17 protein-coding genes are annotated in these 18,938 nt (G+C 68.9%); 11 read left to right on the forward strand and 6 right to left on the reverse strand.

Features of this window, described 5'->3' with window-relative positions; all coding sequences use genetic code 11:
- Positions 1-105: 105 nt before the first annotated feature.
- From doeA to BM060_RS15110, 6 genes are all read left to right on the forward strand, one after another.
- Positions 106-1,296 (forward strand): ectoine hydrolase DoeA, encoded by a 1,191-nt coding sequence (gene doeA / locus BM060_RS15085; protein WP_074980781.1) that lies wholly within the window; start codon positions 106-108, stop codon positions 1,294-1,296.
- Between the two features lie 4 nt (positions 1,297-1,300).
- On the forward strand, positions 1,301-2,302 hold the full coding sequence (gene doeB / locus BM060_RS15090) for a N(2)-acetyl-L-2,4-diaminobutanoate deacetylase DoeB (RefSeq protein ID WP_074980782.1): 1,002 nt from the start codon (positions 1,301-1,303) through the stop codon (positions 2,300-2,302).
- 28 nt (positions 2,303-2,330) lie between these two features.
- Positions 2,331-2,813 carry an Lrp/AsnC family transcriptional regulator gene (locus tag BM060_RS15095; protein ID WP_074980783.1) on the forward strand — a complete coding sequence of 161 codons (483 nt, stop codon included), beginning with the start codon at positions 2,331-2,333 and terminating at the stop codon, positions 2,811-2,813.
- A gap of 443 nt (positions 2,814-3,256) precedes the next feature.
- Positions 3,257-3,910: a 7-cyano-7-deazaguanine/7-aminomethyl-7-deazaguanine transporter gene (locus BM060_RS15100; RefSeq protein ID WP_074980784.1), complete on the forward strand. Its 654-nt coding sequence runs from the start codon at positions 3,257-3,259 to the stop codon at positions 3,908-3,910.
- 131 nt (positions 3,911-4,041) lie between these two features.
- The gene (locus tag BM060_RS15105; protein ID WP_074980785.1) at positions 4,042-5,499 is read left to right on the forward strand and encodes an NAD-dependent succinate-semialdehyde dehydrogenase; all 1,458 of its coding nucleotides are present in this window, start codon (positions 4,042-4,044) and stop codon (positions 5,497-5,499) included.
- 13 nt (positions 5,500-5,512) lie between these two features.
- The gene (locus BM060_RS15110; RefSeq protein WP_074980786.1) at positions 5,513-6,892 is read left to right on the forward strand and encodes an aspartate aminotransferase family protein; all 1,380 of its coding nucleotides are present in this window, start codon (positions 5,513-5,515) and stop codon (positions 6,890-6,892) included.
- 212 nt (positions 6,893-7,104) lie between these two features.
- Here the strand turns inward: BM060_RS15110 and BM060_RS15115 are convergent, their stop codons facing one another.
- The 5 genes from BM060_RS15115 to def form a co-directional block, all read right to left on the reverse strand.
- A complete protein-coding gene (locus BM060_RS15115; RefSeq protein WP_074980787.1) occupies positions 7,105-7,428 on the reverse strand; it encodes a tetratricopeptide repeat protein in 324 nt (107 codons plus the stop codon).
- 178 nt (positions 7,429-7,606) lie between these two features.
- On the reverse strand, positions 7,607-8,980 hold the full coding sequence (gene trkA / locus BM060_RS15120) for a Trk system potassium transporter TrkA (protein ID WP_058487932.1): 1,374 nt from the start codon (positions 8,978-8,980) through the stop codon (positions 7,607-7,609).
- 24 nt (positions 8,981-9,004) lie between these two features.
- Complete coding sequence (gene rsmB, locus BM060_RS15125; RefSeq protein WP_074980788.1) at positions 9,005-10,315, reverse strand: 16S rRNA (cytosine(967)-C(5))-methyltransferase RsmB; 1,311 nt, start codon at positions 10,313-10,315, stop codon at positions 9,005-9,007.
- A complete protein-coding gene (gene fmt, locus BM060_RS15130; protein ID WP_074980789.1) occupies positions 10,312-11,256 on the reverse strand; it encodes a methionyl-tRNA formyltransferase in 945 nt (314 codons plus the stop codon). The genes rsmB and fmt overlap by 4 nt, the downstream gene beginning before the upstream one ends.
- A 58-nt stretch (positions 11,257-11,314) precedes the next feature.
- Positions 11,315-11,821 (reverse strand): peptide deformylase, encoded by a 507-nt coding sequence (gene def, locus BM060_RS15135; RefSeq protein ID WP_074980790.1) that lies wholly within the window; start codon positions 11,819-11,821, stop codon positions 11,315-11,317.
- A gap of 137 nt (positions 11,822-11,958) precedes the next feature.
- Between def and BM060_RS15140 the strand changes: the two genes are divergently transcribed.
- The 3 genes from BM060_RS15140 to tsaC all read left to right on the forward strand — a co-directional run bounded on the left by BM060_RS15140 (position 11,959) and on the right by tsaC (position 15,337).
- Positions 11,959-12,984 (forward strand): LysM peptidoglycan-binding domain-containing protein, encoded by a 1,026-nt coding sequence (locus BM060_RS15140; RefSeq protein WP_074980791.1) that lies wholly within the window; start codon positions 11,959-11,961, stop codon positions 12,982-12,984.
- A 656-nt stretch (positions 12,985-13,640) separates the two neighbouring features.
- Complete coding sequence (gene dprA, locus BM060_RS15145) at positions 13,641-14,735, forward strand: DNA-processing protein DprA (RefSeq protein ID WP_074980792.1); 1,095 nt, start codon at positions 13,641-13,643, stop codon at positions 14,733-14,735.
- Between the two features lie 44 nt (positions 14,736-14,779).
- Positions 14,780-15,337, forward strand: a complete 558-nt coding sequence (tsaC, locus tag BM060_RS15150) for an L-threonylcarbamoyladenylate synthase type 1 TsaC (RefSeq protein ID WP_074980793.1) — start codon at positions 14,780-14,782, stop codon at positions 15,335-15,337.
- A 434-nt stretch (positions 15,338-15,771) separates the two neighbouring features.
- Here the strand turns inward: tsaC and BM060_RS15155 are convergent, their stop codons facing one another.
- Entirely contained in the window at positions 15,772-16,749 is a 978-nt protein-coding gene (locus tag BM060_RS15155) for a quinone oxidoreductase family protein (protein WP_074980794.1), read from the reverse strand.
- 181 nt (positions 16,750-16,930) lie between these two features.
- Between BM060_RS15155 and hemF the strand changes: the two genes are divergently transcribed.
- Complete coding sequence (gene hemF, locus BM060_RS15160) at positions 16,931-17,845, forward strand: oxygen-dependent coproporphyrinogen oxidase (protein ID WP_074980795.1); 915 nt, start codon at positions 16,931-16,933, stop codon at positions 17,843-17,845.
- A 143-nt stretch (positions 17,846-17,988) separates the two neighbouring features.
- A complete protein-coding gene (aroE, locus tag BM060_RS15165) occupies positions 17,989-18,810 on the forward strand; it encodes a shikimate dehydrogenase (RefSeq protein ID WP_074980796.1) in 822 nt (273 codons plus the stop codon).
- Positions 18,811-18,938 lie beyond the last annotated feature (128 nt).

The following is an 18,938-nucleotide window of genomic DNA, read 5'->3' on the forward strand; positions in this document are numbered from 1 at the left end:
TTGCTCGCGAACAGATTCTTCGGCCGCGCCGGCGCTGGGCGGATTCGCGAGCAAGCTCGCTCCTACAAGAGCCCCCGTGACACCACTCACCCAGAGGATTTCCGCATGCCCGAAATCGTCGTCAACCTCCCCTTCGCGCGGGAGGAATACGCCCAGCGCCTGGCCAAGGTCCGCGCCAGCATGCAGCAGCGCGGCATCGAGCTGCTGCTGGTCAGCGACCCGTCGAACATGGCCTGGCTCACCGGCTACGATGGCTGGTCCTTCTACGTGCACCAGTGCGTGCTGCTGGCGCTGGACGGCGAGCCGGTGTGGTTCGGCCGCGGCCAGGACGCCAATGGCGCGCGGCGCACCGTGTTCATGCAGGCCGACAACATCGTCGGCTACCCCGACCACTACGTGCAGTCCACCGAGCGCCACCCCATGGACTACCTGGCCCGCGAGGTCATCGCCGCGCGGGGCTGGGAAGCGCTGGCCATCGGCGTGGAGATGGACAACTACTACTTCAGCGCCGCCGCCTTCCGCTCGCTGCAGGCCCACCTGCCGCAGGCGCGCTTCGTCGACGCCACCGCGCTGGTCAACTGGCAGCGCGCGGTGAAATCCCCGCGCGAGATCGAATACATGCGCATCGCCGCGCGCATCGTCGAGAAGATGCACGCGCACATCCTCGAACGTATCGAGCCGGGCATGCGCAAGAACGAGCTGGTGGCGGAGATCTACAGCACCGGCATCCTCGGCGCCGACGGCCACGGCGGCGACTACCCGGCCATCGTCCCGCTGCTGCCCACCGGCGCCGACGCCAGCGCGCCGCACCTGACCTGGGACGACACGCCCTTCCAGCGCGGCGCCGGCACCTTCTTCGAGATCGCCGGCTGCTACAAGCGCTACCACTGCCCGCTGTCGCGCACCGTCTACCTGGGCAAGCCGCCGCAGCACTTCCTCGACGCGGAAAAGGCCGTGGTCGAAGGCATCGCCGCAGGCCTGGAGGCGGCCAAGCCGGGCAACACCACCGGCGACATCGCCCGCGCCTTCTTCGGCGTGCTGCAGAAGTTCGGCATCCACAAGGACAGCCGCTGCGGCTACCCCATCGGCATCAGCTACCCGCCGGACTGGGGCGAACGCACCATGAGCCTGCGCCCCAGCGACGAGAGCGTGCTGCAACCGGGCATGACCTTCCACTTCATGCCCGGCCTGTGGATGGACGACTGGGGCCTGGAGATCACCGAAAGCATCCTGATCACCGACGGCGGCGTGCAGACCTTCTGCGACTACCCGCGCCAGCTGTTCGTCAAGGAGTGAGGCCATGAACCAGTTGCGCGACAACCCCATCGCCGCCAGCGTCGACTTCGAGCGCGACGGCGTGCAGCACGGCCACCTCAAGCTGCCCTATTCCCGCGACGACTCGGCCTGGGGCGCGGTGATGATCCCCGTCTGCGTGGTGAAGAACGGCGCGGGCCCCACCGCGCTGCTCACCGGCGGCAACCACGGCGACGAGTACGAAGGCCCGGTGGCGCTCAGCCGCCTGGCCCAGGAACTGCGCGCCGAGGACATCCGCGGCCGGGTGATCATCGTGCCGTACATGAACACCCCGGCCTTCCTCGCCGGCAAGCGCACCTCGCCGGTCGACGCCGGCAACCTCAACCGCAGCTTCCCCGGCCGCCCGGACGGCACGGTGACGCAGAAGATCGCCGACTACTTCCAGCGCACCCTGCTGCCGCTGGCCGACCTGGTGCTGGACATCCACTCCGGCGGCCGCACCCTCGACTTCCTGCCCTTCGCCGCCTGCCACGTGCTGCCGGACAAGGCCCAGCAGGAAGGCTGCGAGGCGCTGATGCGGGCGTTCTCCGCGCCCTACGCCATGCGCATGCTGGAGCTGGACGCGGTGGGCATGTACGACAGCGCCGCCGAGGAGCAGGGCAAGCTGTTCGTCACCACCGAACTGGGCGGCGGCGGCAGCAGCACCGCGCGCAGCGTGGCCATCGCCCGCCGCGGCGTGCGCAACGTGCTGGTGCAGGCCGGCATCCTGCGCGGCGAGGTCGAGCACGCGCCCTCGGTGATGCTCGACATGCCCGACGGCGACTGCTTCGTCGCCAGCGAACACAATGGCCTGCTGGAGATGTGCCGCGACCTGGGCGAGCGCGTGGAGCGCGGCGAGGTGCTGGCGCGGGTCCACGACCTGCTGCGCACCGGCGCCGCGCCGGTGGAGTACCGCGCCAGGCGCAGCGGCATCCTCGCCGCGCGGCACTTCCCCGGCCTGGTGCAGAGCGGCGACACCCTGGCGGTGGTCGCCGAGGTCCTGGACTGATGCGCGCGCCACGGCGCCGGAGGTGGCGATGACCAAGCTCGACCGCTACGACCTGAAGATCCTGCGCATCCTCGCCGGCGACGGGCGCATCACCAAGTCCAGCCTGGCCGAGGCCATCAACCTCTCGGTCAGCCCGGCCTGGGAGCGCGTGCGCAAGCTGGAGGAGGCCGGCCTGATCAAGGGCTACCGCGCGCAGATCGACTGGCCGGCGCTGTTCCGCCAGCAGCAGGTGCTGGTGGAAATCACCCTGGGCCGCCATACGGCCCAGGACATGCGCCGCTTCGAACAGCGCCTGCACCAGGCGCCGGAAGTGGGCTTCTGCTACGCCACCGGCGGCGGGGTGGACTACATCGCGATGATCCAGGCCCGGGACATCGATCATTACCAGCGCTTCATCGACCAGCTGCTGCTGGAGGACCTGGGGATCGAGCGGTATTTCACCTACATCGTTACCAAGGTGATCAAGACATTGGATACGGCGGTACCGGCGGAGGCCTTGGAAGGCGCCTGATGCCGCGCTGTTTTCTTTTCGTAGGAGCGAGCTTGCTCGCGAACAGGTGCCTACCGGTGGCTTCGGTGTAATGGCTTGGCTCCGCCCCCTCTCCCCAGCCCTCTCCCTGAAGGGAGAGGGGGCTAGTCTGTGCCGAGACAGGTCAGGGTTCCAACCTTGAACTACGTGCTTGCCGGCTAACTCCAGAACAGCCGTTTCTGCCCAACGGTCCCCTCTCCCTTCAGGGAGAGGGTTAGGGAGAGGGCGTTCTCAATCCCTGCACCCACGACTCCCGGCAAAACTCCATTCGCGAGCAAGCTCGCTCCTACACCAACCCTCCACCCCACTGCACAAAAAACACCCAAAAAAACCTGACTCCAAGTTCAATCTCCTATAAAATGCGCCCCGCTCGGCACAGGGCCGGGCATGGGTTCCCTCACCCCATCGACGAAAAAGGATCCAGCATGTCGGCGCTTTCCCCGGCGGCTCGGCGCGGCGCTTTGGCCGGCCTGGTCGTCTTCCACCTCCTCGTCATCATCGCCAGCAACTACCTGGTGCAGCTGCCCATGACCCTGTTCGGCTGGCAGACCACCTGGGGCGCGTTCAGCTTCCCGTTCATCTTCCTGGCCACCGACCTCACCGTGCGCCTGCTCGGCAAGGGCCCGGCGCGGCGCGTCATCGCCCGGGTGATGCTGCCGGCGCTGCTGGCCTCCTACGTGGTCTCGGTGCTGTTCCAGGACGGCGGCTACCGCGGCTTCGCCGCGCTGGGCGAGTTCAACACCTTCGTCGCGCGCATCGCCCTGGCCAGCTTCCTGGCCTACGTGCTCGGCCAGTTCCTCGACATCCAGGTGTTCGACCGCCTGCGCCGGCTGCGCCAGTGGTGGATCGCCCCGGTGGTGTCGACGCTGTTCGGCAACCTGCTGGACACCTTCGCCTTCTTCTCCATCGCCTTCTGGCGCAGCGACAACCCCTTCATGGCGCAGCACTGGGTGGAGATCGCCACGGTGGACTACGGCGTCAAGCTGGCGGTCATGCTGATCCTCTTCGTGCCGCTCTACGGCGTGCTGCTGCGCGCCATCCTCCAGGGCCTGGGCCGGCGCTCCGCCAGCGCCTGCTGAGGCGGGCGAAAAACCCGAAGCCGGCGGCGCATCTGCGGAAAGAATTGCCGTCGCCGCCCCGCCCTTAGGAAAAAACCGCCACGGCGCTCCCCCTAGGATGGTCCCCATGCCACCTGCGAGGAGACGCCGTCATGTCCTACGCCCATCCCCTGCTCTTCAAGTCGCTGTGCTACGTCAACGGCCAGTGGCTGCACAGCGCCAGCGGCGCCAGCATCGCCGTGGAGAACCCGGCCAACCGCGAAATCATCGGCCATGTGCCGCTGCTCGAACGCGAGCAGATAGTCGCCGCGGTGGACGCCGCCGCCGCGGCCTTCCCGGCCTGGCGCAAGTTGTCCCTGGACCGGCGCGCCGCGCCCCTGCTGCGCTGGGCCGAGCTGATCCGCCAGCACCGCGAGGACCTGGCGCAGATCCTTTCCCTGGAACAGGGCAAGCCCCTGGCCGAGGCCCGTGGCGAGATCGACTACGCCGCCAGCTTCATCCCCTGGTTCGCCGAACAGGCCCGGCGCCTGGACGGCCGCAACATCCCCAGCCATATTCCCGGCGCCCACCTGGGCACGGTGATGGAGCCGGTGGGCGTGGCCGTGCTGCTGACGCCCTGGAACTTCCCCTCGGCGATGATCACCCGCAAGGCCGCCGCCGCCCTGGCCGCCGGCTGCACGGTGGTGGTCAAGCCGGCCCATGAGACACCCTACTCGGCCTTCGCCCTGGCCCAACTGGCCGAGGAGGCCGGGCTGCCCGCCGGCGCCTTCAACGTGGTACTGGGCGAGCCGCAGATGACCATGGAAACCCTGGTGCAGGACAGCCGCGTGCGCGCGGTGAGCTTCACCGGCTCGACCCGCGTCGGCAAGCTGGTGCTGCAGGCCGCCGCCCAGGACGTGAAGAAAGTGGCGCTGGAACTGGGCGGCAACGCGCCCTTCATCGTGCTGCCCGACGCCGACCTGGAGCAGGCGGTGAAATTCGCCATCGACGCCAAGTTCCAGACCTCCGGCCAGGACTGCTGCGCGGCCAACCGCCTGCTGGTCGCCCGCGAACTCTACGAGCCCTTCCTCAAGCGCTTCGCCGCCGCCGTGCGCGAACTGCGCGTGGGCCCGGCCAGCGACCCGCGCAGCGACATCGGCCCGCTGATGCACCAGGCGGCCTTCGACGTCACCGGCGAGCGCGTGCGCGATGCCATCGACCGCGGCGCGCGCCTGCTGGCCGGCGGCGAACCCCATGCCCTGGGCGGCTGGTTCCACCAGCCGACGCTGCTGGCCGACGTCACCCCGGCCATGCGCATCTGGCGCGAGGAGAACTTCGCGCCCATCGCCGGGGTGATGGCCTACGACGACCTGGAGCAGGCCGTCGAACTGGCCAACGATAGCGAATACGGCCTGGCCGCCTACATTTGTGGGCAGCGCCTCGACCAGGTGTGGCCGCTGATGCGCCGCCTGGAATTCGCCATGGTCGCGGTGAACGGCGCCAGGTTCACCGGCCACCCCATTCCCTTCGGCGGCATGAAGGCCTCGGGCCTGGGCCGCGAGGGCGGCAGCGAAGGCTTCGAGCCCTTCGTCGAGACCAAGTACTTCTGCCTGCACCACGGCGCCATCTGAGGAGAACACCGCCATGACCGACTACGCCAAGCTGTTCGAACAGGACCGTGCGCACTTCATGCACCCCTCCACCCACGCCCACGACCACGCCAGCGGCGCCCTGCCCGGGCGCATCATCACCGGCGCCTCGGGCGTTCGCATCCGCGACCACCAGGGCCGCGAGCTGCTGGACGCCTTCGCCGGGCTGTACTGCGTGAACATCGGCTACGGCCGCACCGAGGTGGCCGACGCCATCCATGAGCAGGCCAAGCAGCTGGCCTACTACCACACCTACGTCGGCCACGCTTCCGAGGCGATCATCGAGCTGTCCGCGCGGATCATCCGCGACTGGGCGCCGGCGGGCATGAAGAAGGTCTACTACGGCCTCTCCGGCTCCGACGCCAATGAAACCCAGGTCAAGCTGGTGCGCTACTACAACAACGTGCTGGGCCGGCCGCAGAAGAAGAAGATCATCTCGCGCCAGCGCGGCTACCACGGCTCGGGCATCGTCACCGGCAGCCTCACCGGCCTGGCCAGCTTCCACCAGCACTTCGACCTGCCGGTGGAAGGTGTCAGGCACACCCTCTGCCCGCACTTCTACAAGGCCCCGGCGGGCATGGACGAGGCGGCCTTCGTGCGCCACTGCGCCCAGGAGCTGGAGAACCTGATCCTCGCCGAGGGCCCGGACACCGTGGCGGCCTTCATCGGCGAGCCGGTGATGGGCACCGGCGGCATCATCGTCCCGCCCAAGGGCTACTGGGAGGCGATCCAGGCGGTGCTGGCGAAGTACGACGTGTTGCTGATCGCCGACGAGGTGGTCTGCGCCTTCGGCCGCCTGGGCGACAAGATGGGCAGCCAGCGCTACGCCATGCGCCCGGACCTGATCACCACCGCCAAGGGCCTGACCAGCGCCTATGCGCCGCTGTCCGCGGTGATCGTCGGCGAGAAGGTCTGGGACGTGATCGACAGCGCCTCCACCCGCGAAGGCGCCATGGGCCACGGCTGGACCTATTCCGGCCACCCGATCTGCGCGGCGGCGGCGCTGGCCAACCTGGACATCCTCGAGCGCGAGAACATCACCGCCAACGCGGCGGACGTCGGCGGCTACCTCAACCAGCAACTGCGCCAGGCCTTCGAAGGCCACCCGCTGGTGGGCGAGGTGCGCGGCGACGGCATGCTGGCGGCGCTGGAGTTCATGGCCGACCGCGAGGCGCGCACGCCCTTCGACGCGGCGCTGAAGGTGGGCCCGAAGGTCTCGGCGGCGTGCCTGGAGCGCGGCATGATCGCCCGCGCCATGCCCCACGGCGACATCCTCGGCTTCGCCCCGCCGCTGGTGCTGAGCCGCGCCGAGGCGGACGAGGTAGTGGGCATCGCCAAGGCCGCGGTGGACGCGGTGGCGGCGGAGGTGCTCTGAGGCCATGGCAATGGCGTACAACCGCGAACGGTTGTACGCCCTACGCCCAGGCGCTCTTCGTAGGATGGGTTGAGCTTGCGAAACCCATCGGGCTGGGGTGATGGGTATCGCTTCGCTCAACCCATCCTACGATGGCGTTTCGTCTGCACCTGTAGGAGCGCGCCCTGCGCGCGAATCGCGGGCAGGGCCCGCTCCTACAAGGTGCCGCGGACTCAGCCGCCCTTGGCCTTGTCCAGCTTGCGCAGGAACACGGTCATTTCCTTCTCCGCCTGCTTGTCGCCATGGGCCTGGGCCGCGGCCAGGCCGTCGGTCCAGGCGGCGCGGGCGCCCTCGAGGTCGCCCTGGGCCTGCAGGGCCTTGCCCAGCAGCTTCCAGGCGGCAGAGTACTTCGCGTCCTGCTCCACGCAGCGGCGCAGGTGTTCGGCGGCCTTCGCCGCATCGCCGGCGTCCAGGTAGCCCTTGCCCAGGCCGAAGCGCAGCAGCGGGTTGTCCATGCCTTTGGCGAGGAGTTTTTCGAGGGATTGAGGATCGGTCATAGGGCTAGAGGCTAGAGGCTAGAGGCTAGAGGCTAGAGGCTAGAGGCTAGAGGCTAGAGGCTAGAGGCTAGAGGCTAGAGGCTAGAGGCGAACAGCATGCGGTGCCGTCGCGGCATGTCAAGCTCTTGCCTACAGCCTACAGCCTACAGCCTACAGCCTACAGCCTACAGCCTACAGCCTAGAAGAACGTCAGACCGGCCTGGAACAGCCGCTCGACGTCACGGATACGCTTCTTGTCGACCACGAAGAGGATCACGTGGTCGCCGGATTCCACCACGGTGTCGCCATGGGCGATCAGCACTTCCTCGTCGCGGATCACCGCGCCAATGGTGGTGCCCGGCGGCAGGTGCACCTCGCCGATGCGCTTGCCGATCACCTTGCTCGACTTGGCGTCGCCGTGGGCCACCACCTCAATGGCCTCGGCCGCGCCGCGGCGCAGCGAGTGCACGCTCTCGATGTCGCCGCGGCGCACGTGGGTCAGCAGGGTGCCGATGGTGGCCAGCTGCGGGCTGATGGCGATGTCGATCTCGCCGCCCTGCACCAGGTCGACGTAGGCCGGGTTGTTGATCAGCGTCATCACCTTGCGCGCGCCCAGGCGCTTGGCCAGCAGCGAGGACATGATGTTGGCCTCGTCGTCGTTGGTCAGGGCCAGGAACAGGTCGGTCTCGTTGATGTTCTCTTCCAGCAGCAGGTCGCGGTCCGAGGCGCTGCCCTGGAGCACGATGGTGCTGTCGAGGTTGTCCGACAGGTGCCGGCAGCGCGCCGGGTTCATCTCGATGATCTTCACCTGGTAGCGGTTCTCGATGGCCTCGGCCAGGCGCTCGCCGATGTTGCCGCCGCCGGCGATGATGATCCGCTTGTAGTTCTCCTCCAGCCGGCGCATCTCGCCCATCACCGCGCGGATGTGGGCCTTGGCGGCGATGAAGAACACCTCGTCGTCGGCCTCGATCACGGTGTCGCCCTGGGGGATGATCGGCCGGTTGCGCCGGTAGATCGCCGCCACGCGAGTGTCCGCGTTGGGCATGTGCTCGCGCAGCTGGCGCAGCTCCTGGCCCACCAGCGGGCCACCGTAGTGGGCCTTGATGCCCACCAGCTGGGCCTTGCCCTCGGCGAAGTCGATCACCTGCAGCGAGCCGGGGTATTCCACCAGGCGCTTGATGTAGTTGGTCACCACCTGCTCGGGGCTGATCAGCACGTCCACCGGGATGGCCTCGTTGTCGAACAGGCCGGTGCGCGTCAGGTAGGCCGCCTCGCGCACCCGGGCGATGCGCGTCGGCGTGTTGAACAGGGTGTAGGCCACCTGGCAGGCGACCATGTTCACCTCGTCGCTGTTGGTCACCGCCACCAGCATGTCGGCGTCGTCGGCGCCGGCCTGGCGCAGCACGGTGGGGAACGAGGCCTTGCCGTGCACGGTGCGGATGTCCAGGCGGTCGTTGAGGTCGCGCAGGCGCTGGCCGTCGGTGTCGACCACGGTGATGTCGTTGGCTTCGCTGGCCAGGTGCTCGGCCAGGGTGCCGCCGACCTGGCCGGCGCCGAGGATGATGATCTTCATGGGGTCGCGCTCGTCCGTGCAGTGCTAGCGGGCTGAGATCTTGATGAGCTTGGCATAGTAGAAACCGTCGTGCCCGCCCTCTTGCGGCAGCAGCTGGCGCCCGTGCGCCTGCTTCAGGCCCCAGGGCCCGGCCAGGTCCAGCTCGCGGGCGCCGGGGGTGCGGCCGAGGAAGGCGGCGATCGACTCGCGGTTCTCCTGCGGCATCACCGAACAGGTGGCGTAGAGCAGGATGCCGCCGACTTCCAGGGTTGGCCACAGCGCGTCCAATAGCTCGCCTTGCAACTGCGCCAGGGCCGGGATGTCCTCGGCGGCGCGGGTCAGCTTGATGTCCGGATGCCGGCGGATCACCCCGGTGGCCGAGCAGGGCGCGTCCAGCAGGATGCGCTGGAACGGCTTGCCGTCCCACCAGGCGACGGTATCGCGGCCGTCGGCGGCGAGCAGCGTGGCATCTAGTCGCAGGCGCTGCAGATTTTCGCGCACGCGCACCAGGCGGCTTTCTTCCAGGTCCACGCCGAGCACGCCAGCCAGGCCCGGCTCGGCCTCCAGCAGGTGGCAGGTCTTGCCGCCGGGGGCGCAGCAGGCGTCGAGCACGCGCTGGCCGGGGGCCAGTTCGAGCAGGTCGGCGGCCAACTGTGCGGCCTCGTCCTGCACGCTCACCCGGCCTTCGGCGAAGCCCGGCAGCTCGCGCACGTCGCAGGGCTGGGTTAGCTGGATGCCGTCGCGGCTGTAGGCGCAGGGCGCGGCCTCGATGCCGGCGGCCTGCAGTTCGGCCAGGTAGGCGTCACGGCTGCCCTGGCGGCGGTTCACCCGCAGGGTCATCGGCGGGTGGGCGTTGTTCGCCGCGCAAACGGCTTCGAACTGCTCCGGCCAGGCCTGCTTCAGCGCCTTCTGCAGCCAGCGCGGGTGGGCCAGGCGCGCGGCCGGGTCGCGGTCGACGTCGGCCAGCAGCACTTCGCCCTCGCGCTGGGCGCGGCGCAGCACGGCGTTGAGCAGGCCCTTGGCCCAGGACTTCTTCAGCTTGTCGGCGCAGCCGACGGTCTCGCCGATGGCCGCGTGGGGCGGAATGCGGGTGTAGAGCAACTGGTACAGGCCGACCAGCAGCAGCGCCTCGACGTCGCGGTCGCCGGCCTTGAACGGCTTCTGCAGCAGGCGCGCGGCCAGGGCCGCCAGGCGTGGTTGCCAGCGCGCGGCGCCGAAGGCCAGCTCCTGGGTCAGGCCGCGGTCGCGCGGGGCGACCAGCTCCAGCTGCGGCGGCAGCGAGCTGCCCAGCGAGGCGCGGCCGGCGAGCACGGCGGCCAGCGCGCGGGCCGCGGCGAGGCGCGGGCTGAGGCTCATTGGCCGAGCACCAGGCCGGTGGCGAACTGCTCGCGGCGGCTGTTGAACAGGTCGGCGAAGGCCAGCGGCTTGCCGCCGGGCAGCTGCACGCGGGTCAGCAGCAGGCTGCCTTCGCCGCAGCCCACCAGCAGGCCGTCACGGCTGGCGCCGAGGATTTTCCCCGGCTCGCCCCTGCTCTCGCCCAGGCGCGCGGCCCAGACCTTCAGCGGCTCGCCGTTCAGGGTGGTGTGGCACACCGGCCAGGGATCGAAGGCGCGCACGGCGCGCTCCAGTTCCACGGCAGGGCGGCTCCAGTCGAGCTTCGCCTCGTCCTTGCTGAGCTTGTGCGCGTAGGTGGCCAGGGCGTCGTCCTGCACCTCGCCCTTGAGCGTGCCTGCGGCCAGGCCGGCGATGGCCTCGACCACCGCCGGCGGGCCCAGGCGCGCCAGGCGGTCGTGCAGGCTGCCGCCGGTGTCCTCGGGACTGATCGGGGTGACGACCTTGAGCAGCATCGGCCCGGTGTCCAGGCCCGCTTCCATCTGCATCACGGTTACGCCGCTTTCCGCATCGCCAGCCTGCACGGCGCGCTGGATGGGCGCGGCACCGCGCCAGCGCGGCAGCAGCGAGGCATGGCTGTTGATGCAGCCCAGGCGCGGGATGTCCAGCACCGCCTGGGGCAGGATCAGGCCATAGGCGACCACCACCATCAGGTCCGGCTGCAGCGCGGCCAACTCGGCCTGGGCTTCTGGGTTGCGCAGGGTCGGCGGCTGCAGCACCGGCAGGCCATGCTGCGCGGCGAGCTGCTTGACCGGGCTGGGCATCAGCTTCTGGCCGCGGCCGGCCGGGCGGTCCGGCTGGGTGTAGACGGCGACGATCTCATGCGGGGTATCGAGCAGGGCCTTGAGGTGCTCGGCGGCGAATTCCGGGGTCCCGGCGAAGACGATGCGCAATGCTTGGCTCATGCGTAGGCTCGCTTAAAGAAAAAAGGCTTGCCGGAGCAAGCCTTTGGGGAGGAGGGTGTCAGGCGCGCTGGCGGTGCTGCTTTTCCAGCTTCTTCTTGATCCGGTCGCGCTTGAGGTTGGACAGGTAGTCGACGAACAGCTTGCCGTTCAGGTGGTCGCACTCATGCTGGATGCACACCGCCAGCAGGCCCTCGGCGATTTCCTCGAAGGCCTTGCCGTCGCGGTCCAGCGCCTTGACGCGCACCCGCAGCGGGCGGTCGACGCTCTCGTAGAAGCCGGGCACCGACAGGCAACCCTCCTGGTACTCGCCCATCTCTTCGGTGAGCGCTTCCAGTTCCGGGTTGATGAACACGCGCGGCTCGGACTTGTCCTCGGACAGGTCCATCACCACCACGCGCTTGTGTACGTTCACCTGGGTGGCGGCCAGGCCGATGCCGGGCGCCTCGTACATGGTTTCGAACATGTCGTCGACCAGTTGGCGCACGCTATCGTCGACCACCTCGACAGGCTTGGCGATCGTGCGCAGGCGCGGATCGGGGAATTCGAGGATGTTCAGAATGGCCATATGCGTTTGTGATGCACTTGTGGAATAAAGTAAAAATCGGCTGCTAATATGCTGAGCAGCATCGAAAAACCCTGGAAGGCCCGGTAGGGGCGGCTTTCCGGCGTTTCATGTGTATACATAATAAAGGGATTCACCGCATGAGGAAAACACTACTCGCCGTGCTGCTGCTGGCGGCAGGAAGCATGGCGCAGGGTGCCGTGGAACTCAGGGATGGCCACCCGGACCGCTATACGGTGGTCAAGGGCGACACCCTCTGGGACATCTCCGGCAAGTTCCTGAGCAAGCCCTGGAAGTGGCCGGAGATCTGGCAGGTGAATCCGCAGATTCGCAACCCGCACCTGATCTACCCCGGCGACGTCCTCAGCCTGGTGTACATCGACGGCCAGCCGCGCCTGGTGCTCAACCGCGGCGCCTCCCACGGCACCATCAAGCTGTCGCCCAAGGTGCGCAGCACGCCGATGGCCGAGGCGGTGCCGACCATCCCGCTGGACAAGATCAACGCCTTCCTGCTGTCCAACCGCATCGTCGACAGCGAGGGTGACTTCAGCAAGGCCCCCTACATGGTCGCCGGCGATGCCGAGCGCGTGGTCAGCGGCGCTGGCGACCGCGCCTACGCCCGCGGCGACTCCCTGGCCGAGGAAGGCAGCTACGGCATCTTCCGCCAGGGCAAGATCTACTCCGACCCGGACACCAAGGAAGTCCTCGGCGTCGACGCCATGGACGTCGGCAGCGCCCGGGTGACCGCCAAGGAAGACGACATCGCCACCCTCAACCTGACGCGCACCACCCAGGAAGTGCGGCCAGGCGACCGCCTGTTCCCCACCGAGGAGCGCGCGGTGACCTCGATCTTCATGCCCAGCGAGCCGAAGACGCCGATCAAGGGCAGCATCATCGACGTGCCGCGCGGCGTCACCCAGATCGGCAAGTACGACGTGGTGACCATCGACAAGGGCAGCCGCGATGGCCTGGAGGAAGGCAACGTGCTGGCCATCTACAAGCTCGGCGAGACGGTGCGCGACCGCGTCAGCGGCGACCTGGTGAAGATCCCCGATGAGCGTTCCGGGCTGGTGATGATTTTCCGTACCTATAACCGTCTCAGTTATGGCTTGGTGCTTACCGCCAACCGTTCGCTGGAAGTGCAGGACAAGGTGCGCAATCCCTGACTTGCGCGCCTGTGTGAAGAGCCCTGCCACCGCGGTAGTGCTGTTCACTTAAGAAAGAATGCCGTTTCTCTGTTTGGGGAAACGGCATTTTTCATATGGGGTGGGGGATGGCTTGGCTCGCGAGCTTTGATCCTTTGCACCCAACCTAACCCCGTCATTCCCGCGAACGCGGGACGCGGGAATGACGAGGGTGGAGTTAGGCGTTTCAGGATGACTCCAGATTTTCCGCCCACTCAGGACCGCCCCCTCTCCCGCTTGCGGGAGAGGGCTGGGGAGAGGGTGCTCTTGAGCCCAGCGCCTAAAGTTCTCGAGAAATCCGTACGGCGTTATCCGCCGAATCGCGGACAGAGTCCGCTCCTACAGTTCCAGGAAGCTCGGGCGTAGGAGCGGACTTTGTCCGCGATTGGATTCACCGACCACGCCGGAAGCCCCGGTGGCACGAACATCCCCCTCTCCCTCCGGGAGAGGGTTGGGGTGAGGGGCGGAGCCAGGCTTGGCCACCTCCGCTGAACCAACACATCGCTTGAATCAACAACATTGCTGCCACGACGGCGTTCTTCGTCTCTGCCGGCCGGATCTTCCGAAGCGTCCGGCAGGCGGCGGCCGGCGGACGCGGCATAGTCGGGGTTCCCGTCAACGCGCCAAGGACTGCCGCCATGCCCCGCCAACCCTCCCCCGCCGAACTGGAAGCCCGCCTGCGCCTGCACGCCCTGCCCGAACTGGGGCCGCGGCGTTTCGCCGCCCTGCTGGCGGCCTTCGGTAGCGCCTCCGCCGCCCTCAGCGCGCCCGCCGCGGCCTGGCGCTCGCTGGGCTTGCCGGCGGCCAGCGCCGAGGCGCGGCGCAGCGAGACCACCCGCCAGGCGGCAGCCGAGGCTCTGCGCTGGCTGGAAGGGCCCGAGCGGCACCTGCTGATGTGGGACGCCGAGGACTACCCCGCGCTGCTGGCGGAGCTGAGCGATGCGCCGCCGCTGCTGTTCGTCGAGGGCGCCCGCGCGGCCCTGGGCCGGCCGCAACTGGCGGTGGTCGGCAGCCGGCGCGCCAGCCGCCCGGGGCTGGACACCGCCCGCGCCTTCGCCCGCAGCCTGGCCGGCGGCGGCTTCGCCATCACCAGCGGGCTGGCCCTGGGCATCGACGGCGCCGCCCACGAAGGCGCGCTGGAAGCTGGTGGCGTCACCCTGGCGGTGCTCGGCACGGGCCTGCAATGCCTGTATCCCCGACGGCACCTGGGGCTGGCGCGGCGCATCGTCGAGGGCGGCGGCGCGCTGCTGTCCGAACTGCCGCTGGACTGCCCGCCGCGGCCGGACAACTTCCCGCGGCGCAACCGCATCATCAGCGGCCTGTCCCTGGGCGTGCTGGTGGTGGAGGCCAGCCCGGCCAGCGGCTCGCTGATCACCGCGCGGCTGGCCGCCGAGCAGGGCCGCGAGGTCTACGCCATTCCCGGCTCCATCCACCATCCCGGCGCGCGCGGCTGCCACGAGCTGATCCGCCAGGGCGCCACCCTGGTGGAGCGCATCGACGACATCCTCGAAGGCCTGAGCGGCTGGACTGCCGAGGCACCGGTCAGCAAACCGGCCCCGCAGCAGCAGACGCACCCACTGCTGGACCTGCTGCGCGCCGCCCCGCAGGGCTGCGAGGCGCTGGCCGCCGGCAGTGGCTGGGCGCTGCCACAGGTGCTGGCGGCGCTGACCGAGCTGGAACTGGAAGGCAAGGTGGCCTGCGAGGCCGGCGTCTGGGTGCATCGCGGCGGCTGAGCACGTAAACTGCCGCGCAATCGTTATTTCCCCGGAGTTTGCCGATGATCAGCAGCTGGCGTGTGCAGCGTGTGGCCAGGATAGTGCGCGAGGGCGGCGTCATCGCCTACCCGACCGAAGCCGTCTGGGGCCTGGGCTGCGACCCCTGGAACGAGGATGCCGTCTACCGCCTGCTGGCCATCAAGGCGCGGCCGGTGGAGAAGGGCCTGATCCTGGTGGCCGACAACATCCGCCAGTTCGACTTCCTGCTCGCCGACCTGCCGCAGGAATGGCAGGACCGCCTGGGCGCCACCTGGCCGGGCCCGAACACCTGGCTGGTGCCGCACCAGGGGCGCCTGCCGGAGTGGATCACCGGCCAGCACGACAGCGTGGCCCTGCGCGTCAGCGAACACCCGCTGGTGCGCGAACTCTGCGCGCTGACCGGCCCGCTGGTGTCCACCTCGGCCAACCCCGCCGGGCGCCCGGCGGCGCGCTCGCGGCTGCGGGTGGAGCAGTACTTCCGCGGCGAATTGGACGGCGTGCTCGACGGCAAGCTCGGCGGCCGGCGCAACCCCAGCGTGATCCGCGACCTGGTTACCGGCCGGACCTTGCGCCCGGCCTGAGGGCGGGCTGTGTGGTATGGGTGGGAAATTCGGCGCTGGCTGTAGGAGCAACTGTCTTGTATGCCGCGCCGGGGCTCTTCGTAGGAGCGAGCTTGCTCGCGAACAGTGCTCAGCTGTGACTTCGGTGTTTTAGTTTGGCTCCGTCCCCTCTCCCCAACCCTCGGCTGCGCGCCCCGCCCTGAAGGGAGAGGGGGCTGTCCGTGCCGAGAAATGGTATGGCGCCAGCCGAAAACCTCGCGGTAGCCGGCTAACACCAAAATTCCCCGAACACACCGAACGGTCCCCTCTCCCGCTTGCGGGAGAGGGTTAGGGAGAGGGCGCTCTGAACGCCAACATCCACTGTTCCCGGCAAATTCGGTTCGCGAGCAAGCTCGCTCCTACGAGAAGCCGTGCCCGTGGGCGGATAACGCCAACGGCGTTATCCGCTGTTTCCCTCAAGGCAACAGAATGGTCGACCCGGTGGTCCGCCGCGCCGCCAGTTCGGTCTGCGCCTTGGCCGCGTCGGCCAGGGCGTAGCGCTGGTTGATCTCCACCTTGACCTTGCCCGAGACGAGCATGCCGAACAGGTCCTCGGCCATCGCCTGCAGGCGCTCCGGGGTGTTGGCGTAGCCGAACAGCGTCGGCCGGGTGACGAACAGCGAGCCCTTCTGCGCCAGGATGCCCAGGTTGATGCCGTCCACCGGGCCCGAGGCGTTGCCGAAGCTGACGATCAGCCCGCGCGGGGCGGCGCAGTCCAGGGAGATCGGCCAGGTGTCCTTGCCCACCGAGTCGTAGACCACCGGGCACTTCTTGCCGTCGGTGAGCTGCAGCACGCGCTCCGCCACGTTCTCCTGGCTGTAGTCGATGGTCGCCCAGGCGCCATGGGCCTTGGCCAGCTCCGCCTTGGCGGCCGAGCCGACGGTGCCGATCAGCTTCACCCCCAGGGCCTTGGCCCACTGGCAGGCGATCAGCCCGACGCCGCCGGCGGCCGCGTGCCAGAGCACGGTCTGGCCGGGCTGGGCGTTGTAGGTCTGGCGCAGCAGGTACTGCACGGTCAGGCCCTTGAGCATCACCGCGGCGGCGGTCTCGAAGTCGATGGCGTCGGGCAGTTTCACCACGTTGGCCGCCGGCAGCACGTGCAGTTCGCTGTAGGCGCCCAGCGGGCCGGTGGCGTAGCCGACGCGGTCGCCGACCTTGACGTTGCTCACCTCGCTGCCCACCGCTTCCACCTCGCCGGCGCCCTCGGTGCCCAGCCCGGAGGGCAGCGCCGGGGCGGGATAGAGGCCGCTGCGGAAGTAGTTGTCGATGAAGTTCAGGCCGATGGCGCGGTTGCGTACGCGGACTTCCTTCGGGCCCGGCTCGGCGGGGGTGTAGTCGAGGTATTCGAGGACTTCGGGGCCGCCGGTGCGGGCGAACTGGATGCGCTTGGCCATGTCGATCTCCTGCTGCATGCGGCGTCGGAGGGGTCGGCGCCGCGTTGGGAAAAGTCTTTCATCCAAGCCGCCTTGTTGACCGCCGTCAAGCATGGCATGGCGGCCGGGAATGCTATGCTTGCGCCCCTCTCCCGGCCTGCAGCCCTGGCGCCGCAAGGCTTTCCCGCTCCAAGGTGATCCCGTGACCGACCCTATCCAGGCTGTGAAGGCCTACCTGCTCGACCTGCAAGACCGCATCTGCACCGCACTCGAAGCCGAGGACGGCGGCGCCCGCTTCATCGAGGACGCCTGGGAGCGTCCGGCCGGCGGCGGTGGCCGCACCCGGGTGATCGGCGATGGCGCGCTGATCGAGAAGGGCGGGGTGAACTTCTCCCACGTGTTCGGCGCCGGCCTGCCGCCATCGGCCAGCGCGCACCGTCCGGAACTGGCCGGGCGCGGCTTCCAGGCCCTGGGCGTGTCGCTGGTGATCCATCCGCGCAACCCGCACGTGCCGACTTCCCACGCCAACGTGCGTTTCTTCATCGCCGAGAAGGAAGGCGAGGAGCCGGTGTGGTGGTTCGGCGGCGGCTTCGACCTGACGCCCTACTACGGCAACGAGGAAGACTGCGTGCACTGGCACAAGGTCGCCCGCGAGGCCTGCGCGCCCTTCGGCGAGGACGTCTATCCGCGCTACAAGGAGTGGTGCGACCGCTACTTCCACCTCAAGCACCGCAACGAGCCGCGCGGCATCGGCGGCCTGTTCTTCGACGACCTGAACCAGTGGGACTTCGACACCAGCTTCGCCTTCCTGCGCGCCATCGGCGACGCCTACATCGAGGCCTACCTGCCCATCGTGCGCAAGCGCAAGGCCCAGGCCTGGACCGAACAGCAGCGCGAGTTCCAGGAGTTCCGCCGCGGCCGCTACGTGGAGTTCAACCTGGTCTACGACCGCGGCACCCTGTTCGGCCTGCAGTCCGGTGGGCGCACCGAATCCATCCTCATGTCGCTGCCTCCGCAGGTGCGCTGGGGCTACGACTGGAAGCCCGAGCCGGGCAGCGAAGAGGCGCGGCTGACCGAGTATTTCCTCCAGGACCGGGATTGGCTCGCCGGTAGCTGACGAGGGTTCGCGAGCAAGCTCGCTCCTACAGGTACGCGTCTGCTCTTCGTAGGAGCGAGCTTGCTCGCGAACCGCGGCCTGGCAGCTTGCCGCAAAAACCGGCAAGCTGCCGCTCTTTCGGTTTTCCCACCCGCAGGACTCCAATGGACCGCTATTGCGTCTTCGGCAACCCCATCGGCCACAGCAAGTCGCCGCTGATCCATCGCCTGTTCGCCGAGCAGACCGGCCAGGCGCTCACCTACGACGCCCAACTGGCGCCGCTGGACGACTTCGCCGGGGCCGCCCGCGGGTTCTTCGCCGAGGGCCTGGGCGCCAACGTCACCGTGCCCTTCAAGGAAGACGCCTACCGCCTGTGCGGTGAACTCACCGAGCGCGCCCGCCGCGCCGGCGCGGTGAACACGCTGAAGAGGCTCGACGACGGCCGCCTGCTGGGCGACAACACCGATGGCGCCGGCCTGACTCGCGACCTGGTGGTGAACAACGGCGTGGCGCTCAAGGGCCGCCGCGTGCTGGTGCTGGGCGCCGGCGGCGCGGTGCGCGGCATCCTCGAACCCTTCCTGGCCGAGGGCCCGGCGGCGCTGGTGGTGCTCAACCGCACCGCGGCCAAGGCCGAGCAGCTGGCCCGCGAGTTCGCCGACCTGGGCCCGGTGCGCGCCGGCGGCTTCGACCTGCGCGACGAACCCTTCGACCTGATCGTCAACGGCACCTCGGCCAGCCTGGCCGGCGAGCTGCCGCCCATCGACGCGGCGCTGATCCGCCCGGGGCACACCGTCTGCTACGACATGATGTACGGCAAGGAGCCGACCGCCTTCAACCGCTGGGCCGCCGAGCATGGCGCGGCGCGCTGCATCGATGGCCTGGGCATGCTGGTGGAGCAGGCGGCGGAGGCCTTCGTGCTGTGGCGCGGGGTGCGGCCGGATTCGCGGCCGGTGTTGGATGAGTTGCGGCGGCAGTTGGCGGGTTGAGCGCCGGATGCCCCGTGCGCTGGGCGAATAAATCGCGGACGGAGTCCGCTCCTACGCCTCCCGGCAAACACAATGCCCCCGTAGGATGGTGTTGAGCGAAGCGATACCCATCACCGCAACCGCATGGG

The sequence above is a fragment of the Pseudomonas citronellolis genome (genome assembly GCF_900112375.1).
Lineage (GTDB): Bacteria > Pseudomonadota > Gammaproteobacteria > Pseudomonadales > Pseudomonadaceae > Pseudomonas > Pseudomonas citronellolis.